This is a genomic window from Ruegeria sp. AD2(2025) (genome assembly GCF_056542385.1).
Window position 1 is genome coordinate 95,638 of record NZ_JBQFZS010000011.1, and the last position, 19,316, is coordinate 114,953.

The following is a 19,316-nucleotide window of genomic DNA, read 5'->3' on the forward strand; positions in this document are numbered from 1 at the left end:
GGCAAACACGGGTGAACCGCGGACCTATTGAATACAAATCAGTTGATTGGACATCCGCTCTAATAGAATTTGCCCAAGACTATCGCGGCGGCAGCGAACCTCCGTTTTGTCGCTCTAGGTGCCGAACCTCCATGTCTGCTTTTGGCTGCCAGTTGCCTATAGCATTGGCTGATTCCTAACTCGGCAACAACGACGGCTAAGGGCTGGGATCCCGCCATTCTCCGCGAGATTCATGAACGTCCGCTTGAGCCTGCGCACGATCTGCGCGGCCGTAAAAACCAACTTCGGCCACCTAGCCATTGAACGTTCCAAAACCTATACCGCTTTCTCCCTGAGCACCCTGACGGCAACTGGTCGCCTCTGATCGCCGGACTTCCGGAACTGCACAATCACATCGATCATCGAGCGGCAGTATTCGAGGATCTCAGAATAGGTCAGCCCGGTATCTGCCTGCATGACCATCAACGCCAAACGAGAAAACGCAGATTCCGGTGATGCTGCGTGTAGCGTGGAAATGCCGCCCGGATGTCCAGAGTTGATCGCGGACAGGAAATCATAAGCCTCCGCCCCGCGTAGCTCCCCCATGATGATCCGCTCCGGTCGGAATCGCAGACAGGCTTTCAAAAGATCGCTGCTCGATGCGTTCTTGTTGACAACCAAAGACACCACATTGGGCTGGCTGGGTCGGATCTCAAGCACGTCCTCGATGGTTATGATCCGCTCTGAATGGTCGACTTCGCCAAGACAGGCGCGCAACCAAGTCGTTTTGCCCGATGACGTGCCACCCGACAAAAGGATGTTCCATTTGGCCCTGACGGCCGCGCGCAGGAAATCACCAAATCCTTTGTTCTCATAGGCATCGAAAACAGCCTCATCAGCGGGATCAACGCCAGATTTCAGATCGGCCATGTTGGCGTCCAGATTCGGCAGGCCTTGCATCAGATCGTCGAGCGACAGTTGCTTTGCCACGGCCCGGCGCAGGGCAAAGGCAACGCCAGCCTCAACGGCAGGTTTGACCGCCACCTGCGCCCGCCACAATGACCCGTCGATTTCAAACTGCGACCCGGCCAGCGGCGTTTTTTCAGAAATCGGATTTCCGCCGGCCAGGTCATGTGCAAGCGCCTCTGCATCATCCTCACCCATCGGCTCGTCCAGCTGGTGCATGGCAGGTTCACCACTGCGCTCGATCCAGATTCTACCGTCCGGATTCAGGACGATTTCAGACAGGAGAGGATCGGAGAGCAATTGGCCTCCGAACACCCGATTCAACGTGCTTTCCAGATGGCGGCTCATCGGCTCACGCTCCGGTCGCCCTTGGCGCGTTCTTCCCGCTCCCGACGCCGCTGCTCTTGCACCGCCGGATCACGGTCAATCTGTCGATCGACGTTCTTCACATCCCAGGCCGTGCGGGTGACATTGACGCGCTCCGGCTCGTCGGTCTCCGGGTTCCGGCGTGAGCGGGTGACTTCTTCTTTGCCCGCTTTGACGAAGGTGGCCGTGTCACCAACTGAAATATTGTTCCGCGCCATCTGGTCTTGCAGGGCGGTTCCCCAGATCCGTTCCGGCTCGTCTTTGCCCTCGACCTTCATATCCACATAGAACGATTGGCTGTTTGGATCATCAGGACGCACCAGAGCCTCTTTGGCATCCACGATGACACCCGTGACGCCGGTTTCAACGGAGACCTCCTGCCGTACCGCGCGATCCTGCTGGGCCTTTTCGCCTGCTGTTGCAGTCGTCACATCGGACAACATGGGCTGTTCCTGTAACCGATCGTTGCCGCGCGGTGCGCGCTCGATGTCGGTTGCTTTCCAGGCGCGGCGGTTTGCCTCGATGGTCTTCGCTTCGCCGGTCTCTTTGTCGATCTTGCTGACCGTCACCCTCTTGTACCCGTCATGGGCAAGCGTTGCCGTGTCACCGATGTTGAGATTTTCGCGCTGCATCAGGTCGGGCAGATCGACGCCCCAGACGCGGAAAGGTTTGTCGCGGCCGTCCACCTTCAGATCGACATAAGGCGACATGCTGTCTTTCTCGTCTTCTTTAAAGAGCGCGTCACCGGTCCCGATGATTTGGCCCCTCACTCCCGCGTCCAAATCGGGACGCCGCGGCGATGATCCGGTGGCATGGGTCTCTGTGGTCTGGCCTTGCCGTTTCGAGCCCGGGCGGGCGCCACCATCGTCACGATCCGGCGCGCGGCCTGTCACACGCTCTTGCACCCGGTCCTCTATCTCAAGCAAACGTCCACCGATCGCGGCCCGATCAAAACCCTGCCCTTTCATCGTCTGGATTTCATCCTGAACGCCGGTCTTGATCTTCTCGTTCAGGAAGTCGTCTCCCCTGCCCTCTGCAAAGGCGCGGTTGATGTCGCGGATCTCGCCACGAGCATCGCGGTAGATTTCTGCGGCATCTTTATACGCGGCCCTCATGTCGATCCGCGCCTGGTTCTCACTGAGCGAATGGGCGTTCGCCAAGGTCTTAACATCGCGTTCAAACCAATTCTCGCGGGTCTGACGGTCCACGTCAGCGCCATTGCGGATGCGCGACAACACCAGATCACCGTTGATGCCCATGGCTTCGAAGCGCTCGGCCACCTGCCTGTCGGCATCCTTCAGCACCGCATTGGCGGCAGCGCTGCGCGGATCATTTGCATCGGCCCGTCGGTCCGCACGCTCCTGTCCGATGGGTTGGGTGCGCGTCGGATCTGCTGCATCCTGTTCAGCCGCCCGACGCTGGCGTGTCGGATCGGTATCATCGCGCCCGACCTCGATCTCATCGTCCCGGTCGAGACGCTTGCCAAAGAATGCCCGGGTCTCGTTGTCCATCAACGGTTCATAATCCCGCAGGACACGGGAAATCGCCGCCTCCGTCTGGCTGCGTTTTTCCTCGTCCTCCATGGCATCAGCTTTTTCCGTCATGCCCTCAATGAAGACCCGGATATCGCTGCCAATGGCTTTGATTTCACGGTCGATGCCACCGGCCTGTGCCGGATCCATATGATTGGCGACCTGTTCGTTCATGTCGACTTCCTCAGTATTGAGAACCCCGCCCCGCAACAGGATTTTGGCTGCGCCGAGAACAGCCGTTCCAAGATTGCCCAGGGTCTCGGCCCGCCCCGGATATGAGGTAGTGAAGATGCCCTGGCTAAGCCCGGCCTGATGCGACCGGAGGGTTTCACGCAAGGCGACATAGTCCGCGTTCCGCTGATCCCTCAGGACCTGCAGCTTGTCAGGAGCGGCCGCCTGTTGGCGACCGGCACTAAGGAATGGAAATCCACTGCGCCGGTCGGGTTTCGTCCGTTCCAGCAGTTGCCGACCCTCGCGCCGCGCATGAACCCGGGCGCTGCTCTCCCGGCCGGGGCGTAGGTTGCGGCTGAACCGGCTGGTGGCGTTCAGGACAATACCAACCTCGCGCGCGGTGTCCGCCTGCAGCTCACGCAGATCCTGCGTTGTGATCCCATATCGGCTCAGATGAAGTGTCTTGCCCGCAGCCCCTGCCCGGCTTATCACCAGATGTGTGTGCGGATGGCCAGTGTCATCATGATGCGCCATCACGTGTTTGTACCGGTCACCATACGCGCCATTGGTCAGGCACTCGCCAAAACGGCGCGCTGCCTGTTTGGCGGCTTCGCGGTCTGTGTGCTTTGGGTAGGACAGGATCACGTGATAAGTATAGTTGGTCGTGCGCGCATCCATTTGGACCCAGTCTTTTGCCCAGTCCGCCTGCACGTCGCGCAACGCCTCAATCCCTTGGGAGAGCTCACCGGTGTCGCCGCGCTCCATCTCAACGGTGCCTTTGCGCGTGATGTAGGAGAGCTGCCCTCCCAGACGCCCTGACGTTGTGACACCGCCGCCCCGGACGATTTTGACCACGGCCTGCTCGGTCAATAGCGCGTTGGCAATCATGCCAGCCGGACCGCTGACAGAACCTTGTCGCCGTGCTGGGCGGTGCCACGCGCGCAACGGGTTTTGACCGGGACGGGGTTTCAGGTCGGGAATGAGTTGAAACTCCCCAAACAGCGCCTCCCAGGCCGGGTCATATGCGGCGATCAGGCTGGTCATCCTCTAACCTTTGCCTTGGGCGACACCCGCCGCGCGCGCTGATCTTCAGCCCGTCGCTCGATTTCCAATGCGCGCGTGAACGACCGTTCGTGGGCCGCATCCGAGTATTCCTCAATCAGCTGGCGCAGCGCGCGCACTTCTTGTTTAACCTCAGCAAGCTGATCTTCCATACGCGTGTCGAGTCGAAGCTCCCCGGTATTTGCGGCCTGGGTCATCTGGGTGAGATCGTTGGCGATGCCGACCAAGAGGACCAGATGCGCTTTGAACTGCTGCGTGCGAAACTCTTCCTGAGTGGGAATACCGAAAGCGACACGCAGGCAAACACGCACCAAGCCGGTCACGCTGCGCAGCTGCATCGCCTTCCTGCGCTGTTCGAGGAACGCCCATTCGTCTTCGTCAAAGCGCATCGACTTAACAACAGATTTGGAAGTGCCTGATGGCATCGGGGCAGCTCTCCTCGATCAGAAATCGGGCGAGGCCCCCGCAGGCCGCGCATGTACAAGATCAATTTTAAGTTGAGATTTCGGCCGACTGCAAGTCAAATAGATTGTCGGTACTACAATCTATATTATCCCGCTAAGAAAGCGTAGGTGTAGTCGGGCTGGTGCTAGGGAAACGTCGGTTCACAACCTGCTGAAACTTCCGCTCAACGGGCAGTTCACAAGCCGCAATCAACGGGCAACAGCGCTCAGCCCACGGTGGTTGCAGGTTGCAGGTTGCAGGTTGCAGGTTGCAGGTTGCAGGTTGCAGGTCAGAAGCCTCATACTGATCTGCAACATGCAAGTGTTGCGAATTGCTCAAATCAGCAATAGCATTCAACCAGCGCGGGTGCGGGATCGCGCGATAGTTTGACATCGCGAGCCCGATTGTGGCGCGTCGCTGCGCGGCGTGACCTACGGGCGCAAACCCGGAGACCAAATTGAAAATCTTTGCCGCTGTGAACTCCAAGGGCGGGGCCGGAAAATCCTCCATGCTCATCGCCTTCGCCTCCGCATTACACCATCAGGGAAAACGGGTGCGTATCCTCGATCTGGACCCGCAGGCCACATTGGCCGGGTGGTTGGATACAGAGATCGGGTTGCCGCCCGTGCCTGCCGAAGAACTGCTGATCGAGGCGGGCCACTTCGCCGAAGATGATGCAGAAAATGCCCGACAGGCCTATGCCAGAATTCTGGCGGCGGAAGACGCCGGGGGATATGACTACCTGTTAATCGACACGAAAGGCGAGCCGAGCATGACGGCAGCGGCAGTCATGGCCGTGGCGGATCTGGTGCTCTGCCCCTCCGATGGATCGTCTGCCGAGTTCGAACCTATTCAGGCGACCTACAAGTCCTGCGAACTGGCGCTGCAACAGGTTGGCAGTCAAATGAAACCAGAGGAAAAGTTTCGCGTCGTGTTCACACGGCAGTCGGTGGCGCAATCTGCTGGCATTCAACGTGGCAAGCAGGCGCTTGCAAAGCGGTTTACCTGCGTGGGCGGCATTGCGGAGTCAGCTGTCATGGATGACGCGCATCGCACCGGCACCACGATCGGCCGTCTGATGGATTACGCCAACGATGCCGCAGAGAACGCCGAAGCCCCAGCGACCCGAGCGAACGGACGCAGGATGGTGGGGCGCTGTCGGAAGGCGTTGGACAATGCCGCCTTCGTGTTGAGCGCGATTGAAAAGAGCGAGGTCGCCCATGTCCCGGCGTGACGGCATTGAAAACCTGCTGGGTAGACCAGCCTCAAACGCTGCCCCAACCGTGACCGAGATGAAGAAGCAGGCAGTTGATGAACCAGCGGTACCGCCTCCAACCGATGCAACGTCGGAGCCCAGCGTAGAGACGTCTGCAACAAAGTCGCAACCTGACAAGAGAAGGAGCACTAACCCGGCAGCGGGCAAAGAGCGCGCGCAGATCAGGTTTCAGGTCTCCCCACCGGTCGGCAGTGACGTCGAGCAAGCACTGATGGATGCCTTGCGCGAAATCCCGGAACCTTTGCGGGCGGGTGTGAACATTGGGCGCTTGTTCAGAACAGTGCTGATCGAGAATGATGAAGCGATTGCGCTCATGATCCGAAATCACGTAAGTGAAAGTTAGATGGTTCTGCCAGTCAACCGGCGTGTGTTTCACTCAAAGCGGTCTGTATTCGCTCCCTGCTGAGCGCCGAAGGCACGCAACTGCCCGAAAGGAGTCCTCCAACCCTTCCTACCCAGCGTTTCTACTCAATAAGAAACGCCCCGCCCGCAGCTCCGTCCGAACACACATGTGTTCGGACGGACGCGAGGGGGAGGGCGAAATACCCTGCAAACAGGTCCGACTGACAGGGTCAAGGGAGGCCAGATTTGGCCTGTCCAAATCTCTGCCGAAAAACCGGCGGGCAACGCCCGAAGATTTTTTGGATGGCCCCCTTGAGGCTGGTTGGCGGACTTGTTCTCGGAACGGGGAAAGGGCCGCCTCTCGGCGGCCCATCCTCGTCAGAGGATTTACTCCTGAGGCTCTTTGGAACTCGGCGGGAACATCACCAGCTCCGAGACTGCGACCGGGAAGTCGAGCTTGAGGCTGAAGAACTCCGAGCCGTCCCCGTTGCGGGTGTTGCGGAACATGGCGCCGACGCGTTGGAAGCGGGTGCGTTCCTGGCCATCGTTATCGGTGAACTTGACGGGGACGGTGGCGATGTAGTGGTTGGTCATTTGGGTTTCTCCTTTTTGCGATGGGGATCTCACGGCACGGGGGCAGAAGGACCGGTCGCAAGTGCAAATGCGGAGGGTCTGCGCGCAACGCGCGTGGAAACCGTATTTGTGCTTGCCGGAGCGCAGCGGAGGGAACGACCGGGCCGCCCCCGTGCGATCCACATGCATAAGCAAAAAGGTGTGACCCAAATTCGCGCCGCCACTTTGCAGTCGCCTTCGACCCCGTGGATCGAGATAGGAGATGGCTTGGGCCGTTCTGCTTCAACGCAGCAGTAAGAATGATACGCCGCGCCCAACAGATGGTAGGCCCGATATTAGCCGTGAGCACAGACCCATCGTCGGTGTCGGGTGGCTATCGCTGTTACCGGCACCAGGGTTCCGGGCGTGGAGGACAACTGGTTCGGCCGCATCGATACGGCACGGCTAAGCCTTCCGCAATGAGCCTGCGCCCAACATCCTGACCGTTGACAAACAACGCACCGCAGAGCCGCCCGAAGTTGCACTGATCCGTGCCCTCCGTGCCGGGCCGGCAGGCACAGGCCACACGCTTAAATTCAATGGACGCCGCATTTCGCACCAATTGACCAAGACGTGCCGTGGCGCGTTCCCCGAGTTGACGCTCAGCCGTGCAGGATGGTTTCCATGTCTCGGGCGTATTAAACCCGACGAGACGGACATTCGCTGTCATGCCGCGCACATCGATCGTATCACCATCAACGATCCGTATGTCGCTGGCGCGAAGGGATCGGGTTCGCGACGCTGACCGCACGGCAGCAGGAGCGACCGAAGACAAAAAGCCGGACGACATCCAGCCCGTTCCCAAGTCTGATCGGATTTGGGTCCACTGCCCCTGACCATGGAGTTTCTCGACACGCTTGCCTTCGGTCAAGACGCCCATCACAGGATCTGAAGTAGACGGCCCGGTGCGCTGGTTGACGCGTGTTCCCGTCACATAAACATAAGCCGCGTTTGTTGTCTGCGATAAGGGTATCGCTGAGGATTGTGGGGTGTGGATCGTGAATTTGAGGGTCCAAACAAGGATCCAACCACTGCGAAGAACGCAATAGCGATAAGCATGGGCACCATGATCTGGCGCTGCGCCTTGCGCACGGCACGCCGAGGTGCGGTGATCGCGCGGGTCTTGGAAACCGGACGCGGTCTCGTCTGGTAAGATCGAGAGCGGCGCTTTAGTGCTGGTTTAGAAACGCGTGCATCAGTTGTCGGGCTTGTCTGCGTCAGGTTCTGCCGCTCCAGTTTCAAGACCTTGTGCAGGCTGACATATTGAGCCTTGCTCAGGCGGGTCTCCGTCCCATGTTTCTGAAAACGTTCCGCCATGTTTGTAAGAAACGACATTTCCCAATCGTTCGCCTGACCCGACCGCAAACGTGCATCAATGCGTGCCTGAATCTCTTTGGTGCGTTCCGGGGAAAAGGGCATCAATGAAAAACCTGTGCGGGTGTCAGGCTGCGCAACACATGGCTTTTGCAGCGCGGCCACAGTAAACTGAAATAGTTTCGAGTTACCATCCGGTCTTTCCCGAAACCAGAGTGGCTGGCTTCAATCACCAAGACCGCTGGAGGTCATCCTGGCGCAACTGACATACGTTCGCACCCTCTGAAAACGAAAAAAGGGCCGCCCGAAGGCGACCCTCATTCATTCACGCGCTCGTATCTTTCTTCGCCGGGCCAGCGACACGCATGACCGTCAGACCCTGGGCTTCAGCCTTCTGACCGAGATTCAAAGCGACCCCGTTGCCACCGAAGAGGACAACACCGGTTGCAGCGAACTTGTCGTCCAGCATCTCATCGTTGCATTTGAAGGGGGCCGCCCGCCCATGCGCGGACCAGCGCGGATCGAAGCGGGCCTGGGCGACGCCACGCGCGCGGGCCCAACGGGCCGCGATCATTTCGGCCCCGTGCTTGCCGCCCTTGTGACAGATGAAGATATCCTGATTACGGGTCTGCTTGATACGATCCCGAACCTTGTCGAGCGTGTTGAAGATGACATCGATGTCGGTCCAGTCGGTCGCGCCGGAGACGATCAGAGGAACTCCTTCGACCTTCGATCTGGCGGCGGTCTCCCGGTCATGCTGCTCGAGCAGCTGCCTGGCCTCAAAGACGGCTCCCGTCTCCTGCGCCCGGACGCTGGCGCGCGATCCTGCCGCCGGGATGAAGGCGTGACCGGTTTCGACCTCGTAGCACTCGGCCGCCGCCTCGCTCATCGTCTCAATGCTACCGACGATCTCCCGCAGCTGCAGGAAGCGGGCCTGCGCCTCTTCGAGCGCGGTTTCCGCGATCTCCGATCCGTCGTGACATTTTGCCAGCGCGCCGATCTTGTCGGCGGTGCGGTCGAGTTCCTTTCCCAGAACAACCTTGCGGCGCTGCAGGATCGTTGCCAGCCCGTGCGCCAGCGGTTCGATTTCCGCCTCGAGACCCGTCCCGCGCATCTGACCGAGCAGGGTCTCGAAGGTCTCGCGGACGATGCTGTCCTTCAGGATGTGATCGTCGGGTGTGGGCAGCTGTGCGTCCTTTTCGGTCAGGCCAAAGAGTTCGATGGTTTCGTATGTATTCGCTTGATCGTAAGCCATTTTGCTATCTCCAGATGTTCGGGGACCACCACGTGAGTGTGGTGGCATGGCCGAATGCCTGGTTTCCGAATCTGTCCGGGTCAGGGGCGGCGCAGCCGCCGGCGTGCCGGGCGCAAAAGTTTTCCGGGCCCGGGCTCCGACCACACGCCGCCATCGCGCACGGGACCACGCTTTCCACCCGCGCCGCCCTCGCCGAAAAGTTTTGCGATCCTTGACGCGGGCTGATTTGGGGGCCATCCGGAGGATATGCTTCCGCACTCATGTGTGTGATGTGACGGCAGGTTTGCCCGACACGAGCAGGCAAACGGCGCGACCGGACGCGGGAGACGGATGCAGCGTCGGGATCGTTTTGCGCCCCGCAAAACAGACCAGAGCGCAATCCGGCGGAGCGGCCGGGAAGCGACGTGCTCGCGAGGCGGGCAAACCGGGGGCCTGGTCGCAACGCCGCGGTGAGGCCGAATGGCCGAATGCGCGACAGGCCAGCGGCCTGTTCTCACCTGCGACACGCGCAGCCGAGCAGGAGAGGCCGGAAGGCTAGACTCTGGTCGACAGTATGGCGTTTGCACTCGCAGACGAAGACTGGTTCGCGCATGCTGAGTGTATTTAGCAGAATTCGCGGGAGCTGATCATTAACCACGGTTGCTGGAGATTAACCTTCCGACCGAACACCAACACGCAAAGCAGCTTCAAGCTCATTGTGAATGTCAAAGGCGGTTTCTGCTTCAACTTCCAAAGAGATCGCGAGGGCAAACCGGATGTCGTCATCCGGACTTAACCCACCACCCGAGCTATCGCGACACTGTACCCTTATGGGAAGCCGCATATCAGTATGAAAGTTCGGGACCACTGGATTTCTGTGAATCAGTCTTCGTGACCAAACAGTTCCGCGTTTGATAAGGTTGGCATCAAGCTGTTCGTTTTTCATAGCGAGCGCCCATCCTTCGTCCTCGATGAGTTCTCCGAAAAGATCATATCCATGCGGGATCGCATCCAATGCGGCCAAACGGTAGCGCGCGCGTGTCACCCGGACCGGTGTAAACCAGGCAACAGTCACGGTCATCGAGCGACCAATGCGTTCGCCGCTTAAGGACGGCGGAAGTGGAACATCAAAAATCGCGGCACGATCTTTACGCAATGTTCCGAGCCCTACCAGGGTTGCGCCATTCCTTGGAGCCTCTCGCATCTTCACGCTGTCGAGGAGGCCATGTCCATAATAGCGGCAAACTTCCTCCCGCGCTTGTGCATGGCGTCTGGGGTTTGGTGCATACTCGGTCGCAAATTTTTCGATGGCGGCAGGTGGCCAGATTGCGGCATGCACACTGAGGGCCTTGACCAAGAGCGCCTTATCGCGGGGCGCAACCATCTGATTGCCAAATGGACCGTCATCGTCGGTCAGCGCAGCCGCTGAAAAGAGCGCAGCCCGAGATGCAAGGGCATTCGCACAACTTGTGCCTCGCGTGCGATAAGTGTTTGCCGCGCCTTGTTGAACGGTTGCCGCATAAAGACCCGATCTTTGAGATCGGTCCACGACCCGTAAGCGGACCCCGCCTTGGCCGTTTGCAGACGCGCGAAGTTCATGTTCACCAGCAGGAGCAATAATGTCTGGCTTAATTGAACGGAACGCACCAAGCCCCACAGCAGAGGAAAGTGCCGGGTAAGGGTTATCGGCGTCGTTTAGAACAATAGAGCCGGCAGGTGGAGGCATCCTAGGAGGACTTAAATCTTGGGAAGCGCCTCCGACGGTAAGAACATTCATCGCCTCTGCGGGGGCGAGCAATGTGCGAAATGGCCGTGAAGATTTCTGGGCCGCCTCGACCATGGTTCGTTGTTCGGCTTGGCCTGCGTCTTCGAAGGCTGTGTAGCTTGTACCTGCAACTGTAAGGTCGTCGCCAACATTGCCCGCCGCGACCATAAAGAGAATGCCATGGCGTTCGGACCACCAATCCAGCAATCGGGCAAGTGATCCAATCCGGCCCGCAAAATGCCCCCGAAAGATACCGACTGAGAAATTCACCAGGTGTGCATCTGGCGCAAGCGCATCTTCTCCAAGAAATGCACGCGCGAGCGCCACATGAACCAGATCGACAAAGAGCCGGTCGTTGGGTGACGACGCACCTTGGGCATCGTCAATCAGGATAGGAATTGAAAGTAGGCGGGCATCTGGAACTGGTTCACCGTCCGCTTCAAGATCTCCCCTCAGAATGAGAGACGCCATGGACGTTGCGTGACGCCGGTGCTCCACTTGCGACAGCCGCACCAGATCATGAACATCTTCGATGACAACCCCGTTGTTTAGAGCGGGGTGGGCTGCGATTGGGGTTCCGTCAAGCAAAACGGCGCGGATCGGCGCATCTTCCTGAATGGGTGGAAGAGCGCCATCAAGTGGTTCAAGTGCGTCGCTGCTGTCAGGTAACGATTGGGCGACCATTTGAGGCAGAATGAACTGCAAGCCATCGAGACTGGCAATACCATCAGGGGCCATCGGGTTGGCGAGCATTTCGCGAACGGAGTCAGGGGGTAGCTCAGCAAGCACCGCCTGATAAACAAAATCAATCTCATCGATGCCAGATGTCGCAAGAATGCGACCGCCCAACGCTACGATCTTGGCACGTGTGTCCTGAAGCCACCGGCGCCGCAACGCGGCATTTGCCGTCGGCCAGATTTCAAGTTCGAGCCGGATCGGTTCGTCGCCCGCCTGATTTAGCCGATACACCAGTTCGGTACGGACTTCAGGCGTCAATCTGTCTTGAGGCCCCCACACGCGGATATCCGAAAGCATAGCGAAGAGGTTCCACCAAGGTGCCAAACCATGCTCCGCCGGCTCCTGGGCCTGATAAGATCTCCACAACGTTAAGAGCCGTTGAAGGTCGGCCGTTGAGGGCATAGTGGCATAGAGCGTCGGAGAAGCTGCCCCTGCATATTCGTCCACCATCTCCTCGGGGATATCATAGTCATCGCCAAGGGGATCTTCGATCAGGAGTTCAAATCCGGCATTTGTTGCGGCGTTCTGAAAACGCGAGATAGGTACGACTGTTTCAAAGACGAGCGCGCGCTCAGGCGCAATCCCTGAGGGATCTTGCCGAAGCAGAATTTCGGCATTTTCACCGCGAAATGCTTCATCCAGCCGGGTGAACTCATCGCCAAATCGCGCCGATTGCCCTTGGCGCCCCAATCCTTGAGGGCGTCGCCGTCTATCGGCGGTCCCTGGCAGTCGGACATCTGGGCGGGGGTCAGGAAGACGTAGAATCGGCCGATCTGTCATCACCAATTATCCTTCCGTGTTGCGCCGTCCATGCGTTGACGCGATCTTTAACAAGTGTGCGGAAGGTGACATTGCCCTGTGCGAGAGCGAGGCGACGATGAATATCCATAAAAAAATCTTCTGCTTCTGAAAAATTGATGGGTGCAACAGCATTTCGCAGCCGCTTTGCAGTATACCCGAAATTGTCGGAGAATTCCTTCATACGCGCAGCAAAGTACTCGGTCATGTGTTCATCACTTGGCCGAGAGAGATCAAGCTTGATTTCAAATCTGCGCCATGTTGCGCGATCAAGCAATTCCGGATGATTGGTCGCCCCTACCAGGACGCAATAGGACGGAAGGTCATCGAGTTGCATCAATAGTGTTGTAACCACGCGTTTGATTTCGCCGGTTTCATGGGTGTCACCTCTTTCCTTCCCGATCGCATCGAATTCATCAAAAAAAAGCACGCATGGTTCAGTTCTGACAAATTCAAACATGCGCCTGAGGCGTGTTGCGGTGTCTCCGAGGTAGCTTGTGATGATCGCGTCGTATCTGACCACGAACAATGGCAAAGCCAATTCATAGGCCAGGCCTTCTGCCAAGGATGTTTTTCCGTTACCCGGAGGACCGGTCAGCAGCATTCGGTGTCGAGGCTCCAGACCGTGCGCACGCAAGACGTCAGCGCGGAGTTGCTCTTCAACCAATTCCAGACTGGCGTTTCGGGTTGCTTTCTCAAGAAACAAACTATCGAGGGGACGATTTGGTTCGCGCCGTTGGATTGCACCGCTGCCATCACGCAGCCGAGCCCCTTTGGACGTCATCCGATCACTTACCGTCGACTTAGGCGCGGTTGTCAAAGCACGCGCTATTCTGTCGGCAACCCCTGTATGCTTCTTCGCCCGCTCGTCGGCGGCGATAGCTTCGGCAGTCATGCGCACAGACGCTTGATCGCCAGTTACACCGGCCTTGACCAAATCGACAACAAGATCACTGCGGGCCACGTCTACTCACTTTTGATGATCTGCTCCTGATTGATTGAATCATAAACGGATTAGAGGAAATGTCACCCGATTTCCCGGATTCGACGCCGATTATTCAGTTTGCGCCTCAGATTGAAGCTTCAGTAATCAGCCCAACGGCACGATTGGGTACATTCCAACGCCAGCCAAGGGACGCTTGGCAATCGTTTTGAGCTCACCATTCGTCGCGTCGCCCTCTCAACCAAACCAACACGGCAAAAAGGGGAACCGTGTACCCACGGTTCCCCTCGCGCTGCTGAATTTGCGGTTTTCTCCTCAGTCAAGCAACCAGCGACAGTACGTCGCTTGCAGTCCGATCCTGCTCGCCGCTGTCGACAAACGGGATGATCGAGAAGGTCTGACCGCCACGCTGCTCTTCGTTCTGAACGGCATTGACGCGCAGATCGCCGTCGGGCGTGTTGACCAGCAGCGACAGGTAGTTGTTGCCGGTGCGAGCACTCTTGGCCATCCAGGCCGATCCCACGCGGATTGGCTTGCCGCGCGGTGAGCTGATCTCGATCCGATAGTCGGGATGCGAGTCCTCGGACTTGAAGTCATTCTCGATCAACGTGAAGTCGAGGTCGAACATCATGTTTGCGATGTAGCCCGCGAAGGCGTTGTCCGCGTCCATGGCCGTCAATTCGCCGGAGATCGATCCGGATTTCATCGTACCCGTTGAAACAAGCGGGATGATTTCAAACACGCCGCTCTTCGCGTCGCGCGCCTCTTTCGTCTGCACGGCATTGACCCGGAACGGGCCGAAGCCAACATCGATCTGCATCGAGATATAGTGATTGCCGCTGGTATTGCCGGTCTCGTTCCAGGCGGTACCGATGCGCACCTTGCGACCCGACTTGTTGACAGCGGTTACGTCGAAATCCGGGCTACGCTCGGACATTTTGTTGCGGGTTTCCAGCTGGATGGCGATGTCGAACCGGTTGCTGTGGATCATGCCGAAATATGCGGTTGCCGTGGTTTCAGCTGTTTTGGTCAGGGTTCCTGCAAACATGGGTCATTTCCTTCAGTTTGTGCCGGTGCCTGACCTCTGATCAGGGCAACCGGGATTGCTTTTCGACCCCTCATGGGATCACAAAACAGAAAGCTCGCTTTCCTTTCAGCCCCGCCTACGGGTCAGAAACGTCGTCCGAGTGGATGCGCCACCGCGTCTCTAGGTGCTGTGCCCCTCCCCTGCCCGTCTGGTCTTGATTGGCGATCCGGGTATTCGTCGTCAACATTCTCCGATCCGACGAGGAAGAACTCCGTCTCTTTTCCGTTCAACCGTTGCCCGCTCCGGTCGGTCAGGCCGATGCAGCTTCCGTTCGGCAAATAGGTGATCAGGTACTGACCGAGCCGGTCCTTGTGGACAATGTAGCCGGTATTGGCCCAATGCACGGTTTGGCCCGCATCCACGGCGAATTTGATCTCATCACGTGTCATGCTTGCCTCCTTCCCTATTCTGCCGCCAAAGATGCCGTATCCTGGGTGGCATCTTTGCCTGCGCAGACAATTCTGGACAGAATGCCAACTGAATCGACACCGTCCCCGTGCGGCAGGAACACCCGCAGCTGGAAAGCGATTATCTCCGTGAAACACCCGAACGCCTTCAGGCCGTCAATCATGCCCCTGTCGGCACCATTCAATTCGAGGCGCATCTCGCCGGCGACACGGCGGCGCGTCAGGGTCAGGCCTCGGCCCAGATCGACAGGTGTCGTGGTACCGAGGGCTGCGCTCAGCATCTCTTGCGGCGTTTTCGGATCCGGAACGAGGAACCGCGCGCGCAGTGCCGCCGCCCCTTCCTCGCTCAACGTGCGACCAATCATGCTTGTGCCACCATCAGGCGTAACACGATAGATACGCTCGTTTGTGGTCGGGATATCTTTCCAGATCGGCAGCAACAGCCCGGTCAACAGGTAGAGCCTGGTGGTGGAGGTTTTCGGCAGGGCGGCGGCCTCTCCCTCCCAAAGGTGGATGAACTCGAAGCTGCCGATCTCCTCCCAGGCGGACGCCTCAAAACGGGTCTCCTCGAGATAGCTGGACCCGTTCGGCCGCACGGCCTTGCGCATCAGCGTCACGATATCCTCGTCATACATCTGCATGGGCCGCGCCGAGATCAGGCCCGCGCGCCCGGAGGCACGATTGACCATCGACCGTTTGTCCGAATTTCGGGCGATGGCCTCTTCAGCTGACAGCACATGAACCGGGTTCGTCACCTCGAGCCCGATGATCTGCGTCACCGCGCCAGATTTCGGGCAGGTCCAGAGATCTTCGGTCGAGACCTGTTCGATCTTCTCGCCGCGCAGGGTCTCCACCCCGACATCAAGCGTGCCTGCAGCGCGCGCGCGTTCGGTCTGGTCGGCAATACGACCCATGAATTCCGCAAAGAGCGCGTTCTGCAGATGGATGGGTAGCGCCAGCACCCGGTTGAGGAAGCGTTGGATTGGGGGCAGATCTTCGAGCAATACCCCCTCCGCATCGGTCAGCCGCAAGGCGGTCCAATCGGTGAATGCCTCATGGCTCATCGCCCCCGCACGCCCGGCGGCGAGATCGGCATAATAGCCGCGCAGCGCGCCCCGTGCGATCGGGCTTTCCAGATTGTCTTCCTCACGGAACATACCTTGTGAACCGGTCTCACGCTGGCCCTTGGTGAGTGCGCCCAACTGATCGAGGCGTTTGCTGATCGTGGAGGTGAAGCGCTTTTCACCATGCACATCCGAGGTGCAGACCCGGAAGAACGGCGCGCTGACCTGCGCAGACCGGTGGGTGCGTCCCAAACCCTGGATTGCCGCATCGGCGCGCCAGCCGGGTTCCAGCAGGTAGTGGCGTCGTCGCTTCTGGTTTTTCACTGTCTGTGCCGCGTGATAGGACCGCCCTGTCCCGCCCGCATCGGAGAAGATCAGGATATCTTTCTCGCCGTCCATGAACGCACGGGTCTCGGAGGAATTGCTGCTGGAGGCGCGTTTCTCGATGAAGAGGTGACCATCCTCCGCCTTCAATGGTCGGATGGAGCGCCCGGTCACTTCGGACACCGCCTCGTCACCGAAGGCCCAGAGGATCTGATCGAGCGCAGAAGGGATCGGTGCCAGTGTCATCAGATCCATCATCGCCGCATCCCGCAGGGCCAACGCTTCGCGCGAAACAATCAATGCACCATTGTCGTCGCGTAATGGTTCTGCCACCATATTGCCGTCGATCTCGACGAGCTTTTGTGCATGGATCGGGAAGGCCTGTTCGAGATAGCTCAGCACGTAGTCGCGAGGAGTCAGGGCTCCTTCGACCAGCTCGTCTTCCGGGTCCATTGCCTCAAGCCGACGTTTCAGCAGGCTTTCGCCGGTTGAGACCACCTGAACGACGCAGGCATATCCATCTGTCAGATCCTGTTCGATGGCGCGGATGATCGTCAGAGCTTTCATGCCCATCAGGAGGTGATTGAAAAATCGCTGCTTGGTGCTTTCGAACCGGGATTTGGCAGAGGCGCGCGCGGCGGAGGCATTGGTTTTGCCGGAGGCGTCATTGACACCCGTTGCCGTCAGCGCGGCTTCGAGATTGTGATGGATGGTGCGGAAGGCACAGGCATAGGCATCGTAGATCTCGGTCTGCGCCGGGGTGAGCGCGTGTTCCAGCACATCATATTCCACGCCGTCGAAACTGAGGGCGCGCGCCGTATAGAGCCCGAGCGTCTTAAGATCGCGGGCTACCACCTCCATGGCCGCGACGCCGCCCGCCTCCATCGCAGAGACGAAGCTTTCGCGGCTCGGGAACGGATATTCAGGCCCCTGCCCCCAGAGACCCAACCGCGCGGCATAGGCGAGGTTATACACGCTGGTGGCCCCCGTGGCGGAGACATAGAAGACACGGGCGCGCGGCGTTGCCAGTTGCAGACGGAGGCCCGCAAGCCCCTGCTGGGAGGGTTTGACTCCCCTGCCCTCGCTCGACCCTGCGGCGTTCTGCATGGCGTGAGCCTCGTCGAAGGCCAGCACCCCATCAAACTCTTCGCCCATCCACTTGAGCAGCTGGCTCAACCGGGTGGTGCCACATTTGCCCGCCGAGCGCAGCGTGGCATAGGTGACAAAGAGGATGCCGTCGCCCATTGGAACGGGCTGGTCCGGTTTCCATTTGGAGAGCGGCTGAATGTCTGCGGGCGAGCCCCCGAGATCGGTCCAGTCGCGGATAGCGTCCTCGATGAGGGTCGCCGATTTGGAGACCCAGACGGCCTTGCGCCGTCCGGCGAGCCAGTTCACCAGGATCAGTCCGGCACATTCGCGGCCCTTGCCGCAGCCGGTGCCATCGCCGAGGAAGTATCCGAGGCGATAGGCAAGTGCCTCGGGATCATCGTCACAGCGGGACATCCGGGCCTGGTCCTCATCGATCGTGAACCGGCCGGGCAGGTTCCGGGCATGGGCATCATTTGCCATGATGATGGTCTCGAGCTGCGCCTCGGAAAGGTGGCCCTCTTCGATCAGCCGGGCAGGCAAGCGCAAACCCTCAGTGATTGCGCTTGATGGGGCTGGCGGCGCAACGGAGGCCATGGCGATGCTTTCGACCAGCGGTGTGGGATGGTCCTGTGCCCCGGCGATATCGATCCGCTGCGGCCGATAGCGCGCATAGATGTCCGAAACCGGCCTATTGTCGCGCGGGATCTCAAGGCTGGTGAAGGTCAGCGGCACGGCCGCGTTGCTGCGGGGCTTGGAAGCGGCAATCGCAACCGGTCTCTTGCGCGTGACGGGCGCAGGTCTGCTCTTTGACGGGTACGGCATCGCCGCTGCCTGCACGAGGCGTGCCTCGCAGCGGGTCGCGGCAACAACATCGACATGACCCAGGGCCTCATCCAGGTCTCGCACGCTGGCGCGGATCAGATCGTCGTCCTCCTGCACTTTGTCGAAGATCATCAGTTGGGTTTCCACGGAGGTACCAAGCTTGCGGTAGACATGCCCGGGGACGGATAGCGCGAGGCGCGGTGTCAGAATCCCGCGCACCCGTGACCAATGCGCCGCGTCGCGATCGGGTCCGAACCCCGCCGGCATGATTGCCACCAGCCGCCCGCCCGGTGCGAGGCGCTTGGCCGCAGCGACAAGATGTTTGGCTGCGATGTGCCGGTCCTTCGAGCGATCGACCGAAGAGGCAAAAGGCGGGTTCATCACGACAACATCGGGTTGGACGGATGTCTGCAGGAGATCGTCGATATGCTCGCCGTCATGGCCCGTCACATCAAATTCGAAGACAGCCCGCAGGAGCTGTTGCCGAAAGGGATCGATCTCATTCAGCATCACCTTGGCCCCGGCGCGGACAACAAACATGGCCAATGCGCCTGTTCCGGCGGACGGCTCCAGCACCATCTCATCCTTGCGAATGCCAGCGGCCCGCACCGCCAGGGCCGCATAGGGCAGCGGCGTGGAGAACTGTTGCAGCCGGATCTGCTGCTCCGAACGTCGTGTCTCCGTCAGGAGCCGCAAGGCGAGGAGTTTTGCAGAGGATAGTTCATCCGGCGCGCTATCACCGTTCAGGAGTGCCTGCACTGCGGCGGCCTGCATCACGTCATAGGCCATGCGCCAATCCCAGGCACCGCTGGCATCGCTGCCGCCGAAACACGCGCGCATGATGCGCGCCAATGATGAACTGCGTAAGGCTTGGTGATCGATCTCCGCACCGATCTGCTGCAGCGCAATAACGAGATCAGCTTCGGAAATGGTGTGAGCGGTCTGTGTTGGGCTGGATACAGCCATGGGGTCTGTCCTTTG

General features: G+C 59.3%; 14 protein-coding genes. 2 read left to right on the plus strand and 12 right to left on the minus strand.

The window, feature by feature from the left end; translation table 11 throughout:
* Positions 1 to 315: 315 nt before the first annotated feature.
* Genes ACR1XV_RS18480 through ACR1XV_RS18490 form a run of 3 tightly spaced genes read right to left on the minus strand, consistent with a single transcriptional unit; the run spans position 316 to position 4,501 of the window.
* Positions 316 to 1,293 carry an ATPase, T2SS/T4P/T4SS family gene (locus ACR1XV_RS18480; RefSeq protein ID WP_480534048.1) on the minus strand — a complete coding sequence of 326 codons (978 nt, stop codon included), beginning with the start codon at positions 1,291 to 1,293 and terminating at the stop codon, positions 316 to 318.
* Positions 1,290 to 4,058 (minus strand): relaxase/mobilization nuclease domain-containing protein, encoded by a 2,769-nt coding sequence (locus tag ACR1XV_RS18485; protein WP_480534050.1) that lies wholly within the window; start codon positions 4,056 to 4,058, stop codon positions 1,290 to 1,292. Before ACR1XV_RS18485 ends, ACR1XV_RS18480 begins: the two co-directional genes overlap by 4 nt.
* Positions 4,055 to 4,501: a MobC domain-containing protein gene (locus ACR1XV_RS18490; RefSeq protein ID WP_480534052.1), complete on the minus strand. Its 447-nt coding sequence runs from the start codon at positions 4,499 to 4,501 to the stop codon at positions 4,055 to 4,057. The genes ACR1XV_RS18485 and ACR1XV_RS18490 overlap by 4 nt, the downstream gene beginning before the upstream one ends.
* A 476-nt stretch (positions 4,502 to 4,977) precedes the next feature.
* Here ACR1XV_RS18490 and ACR1XV_RS18495 point away from each other — a divergent pair, with 476 nt between their 5' ends.
* On the plus strand, positions 4,978 to 5,754 hold the full coding sequence (locus ACR1XV_RS18495) for a ParA family protein (protein WP_480534054.1): 777 nt from the start codon (positions 4,978 to 4,980) through the stop codon (positions 5,752 to 5,754).
* Positions 5,741 to 6,139, plus strand: coding sequence for a hypothetical protein (locus tag ACR1XV_RS18500; RefSeq protein WP_480534056.1), 399 nt, complete (start codon positions 5,741 to 5,743; stop codon positions 6,137 to 6,139). Before ACR1XV_RS18495 ends, ACR1XV_RS18500 begins: the two co-directional genes overlap by 14 nt.
* Positions 6,140 to 6,525: 386 nt before the next feature.
* Here the strand turns inward: ACR1XV_RS18500 and ACR1XV_RS18505 are convergent, their stop codons facing one another.
* From ACR1XV_RS18505 to ACR1XV_RS18545, 9 genes are all read right to left on the minus strand, one after another.
* Positions 6,526 to 6,732 (minus strand): hypothetical protein, encoded by a 207-nt coding sequence (locus tag ACR1XV_RS18505; RefSeq protein WP_480534058.1) that lies wholly within the window; start codon positions 6,730 to 6,732, stop codon positions 6,526 to 6,528.
* Positions 6,733 to 7,093: 361 nt separating this feature from the next.
* Positions 7,094 to 7,684: an SH3 domain-containing protein gene (locus ACR1XV_RS18510; protein WP_480534060.1), complete on the minus strand. Its 591-nt coding sequence runs from the start codon at positions 7,682 to 7,684 to the stop codon at positions 7,094 to 7,096.
* On the minus strand, positions 7,681 to 8,229 hold the full coding sequence (locus tag ACR1XV_RS18515; RefSeq protein WP_480534062.1) for a hypothetical protein: 549 nt from the start codon (positions 8,227 to 8,229) through the stop codon (positions 7,681 to 7,683). Before ACR1XV_RS18515 ends, ACR1XV_RS18510 begins: the two co-directional genes overlap by 4 nt.
* A 160-nt stretch (positions 8,230 to 8,389) precedes the next feature.
* Complete coding sequence (locus ACR1XV_RS18520; protein WP_480534064.1) at positions 8,390 to 9,319, minus strand: DUF2493 domain-containing protein; 930 nt, start codon at positions 9,317 to 9,319, stop codon at positions 8,390 to 8,392.
* Between the two features lie 649 nt (positions 9,320 to 9,968).
* On the minus strand, positions 9,969 to 12,581 hold the full coding sequence (locus ACR1XV_RS18525; RefSeq protein WP_480534066.1) for a S8 family serine peptidase: 2,613 nt from the start codon (positions 12,579 to 12,581) through the stop codon (positions 9,969 to 9,971).
* Positions 12,550 to 13,563 (minus strand): AAA family ATPase, encoded by a 1,014-nt coding sequence (locus tag ACR1XV_RS18530; RefSeq protein WP_480534068.1) that lies wholly within the window; start codon positions 13,561 to 13,563, stop codon positions 12,550 to 12,552. Before ACR1XV_RS18530 ends, ACR1XV_RS18525 begins: the two co-directional genes overlap by 32 nt.
* Before the next feature lie 298 nt (positions 13,564 to 13,861).
* Positions 13,862 to 14,590 (minus strand): DUF736 family protein, encoded by a 729-nt coding sequence (locus ACR1XV_RS18535; RefSeq protein WP_480534070.1) that lies wholly within the window; start codon positions 14,588 to 14,590, stop codon positions 13,862 to 13,864.
* Between the two features lie 122 nt (positions 14,591 to 14,712).
* Positions 14,713 to 15,018, minus strand: a complete 306-nt coding sequence (locus tag ACR1XV_RS18540; protein ID WP_480534072.1) for a hypothetical protein — start codon at positions 15,016 to 15,018, stop codon at positions 14,713 to 14,715.
* Between the two features lie 14 nt (positions 15,019 to 15,032).
* Entirely contained in the window at positions 15,033 to 19,301 is a 4,269-nt protein-coding gene (locus ACR1XV_RS18545) for a strawberry notch-like NTP hydrolase domain-containing protein (RefSeq protein WP_480534074.1), read from the minus strand.
* Positions 19,302 to 19,316: the final 15 nt, after the last annotated feature.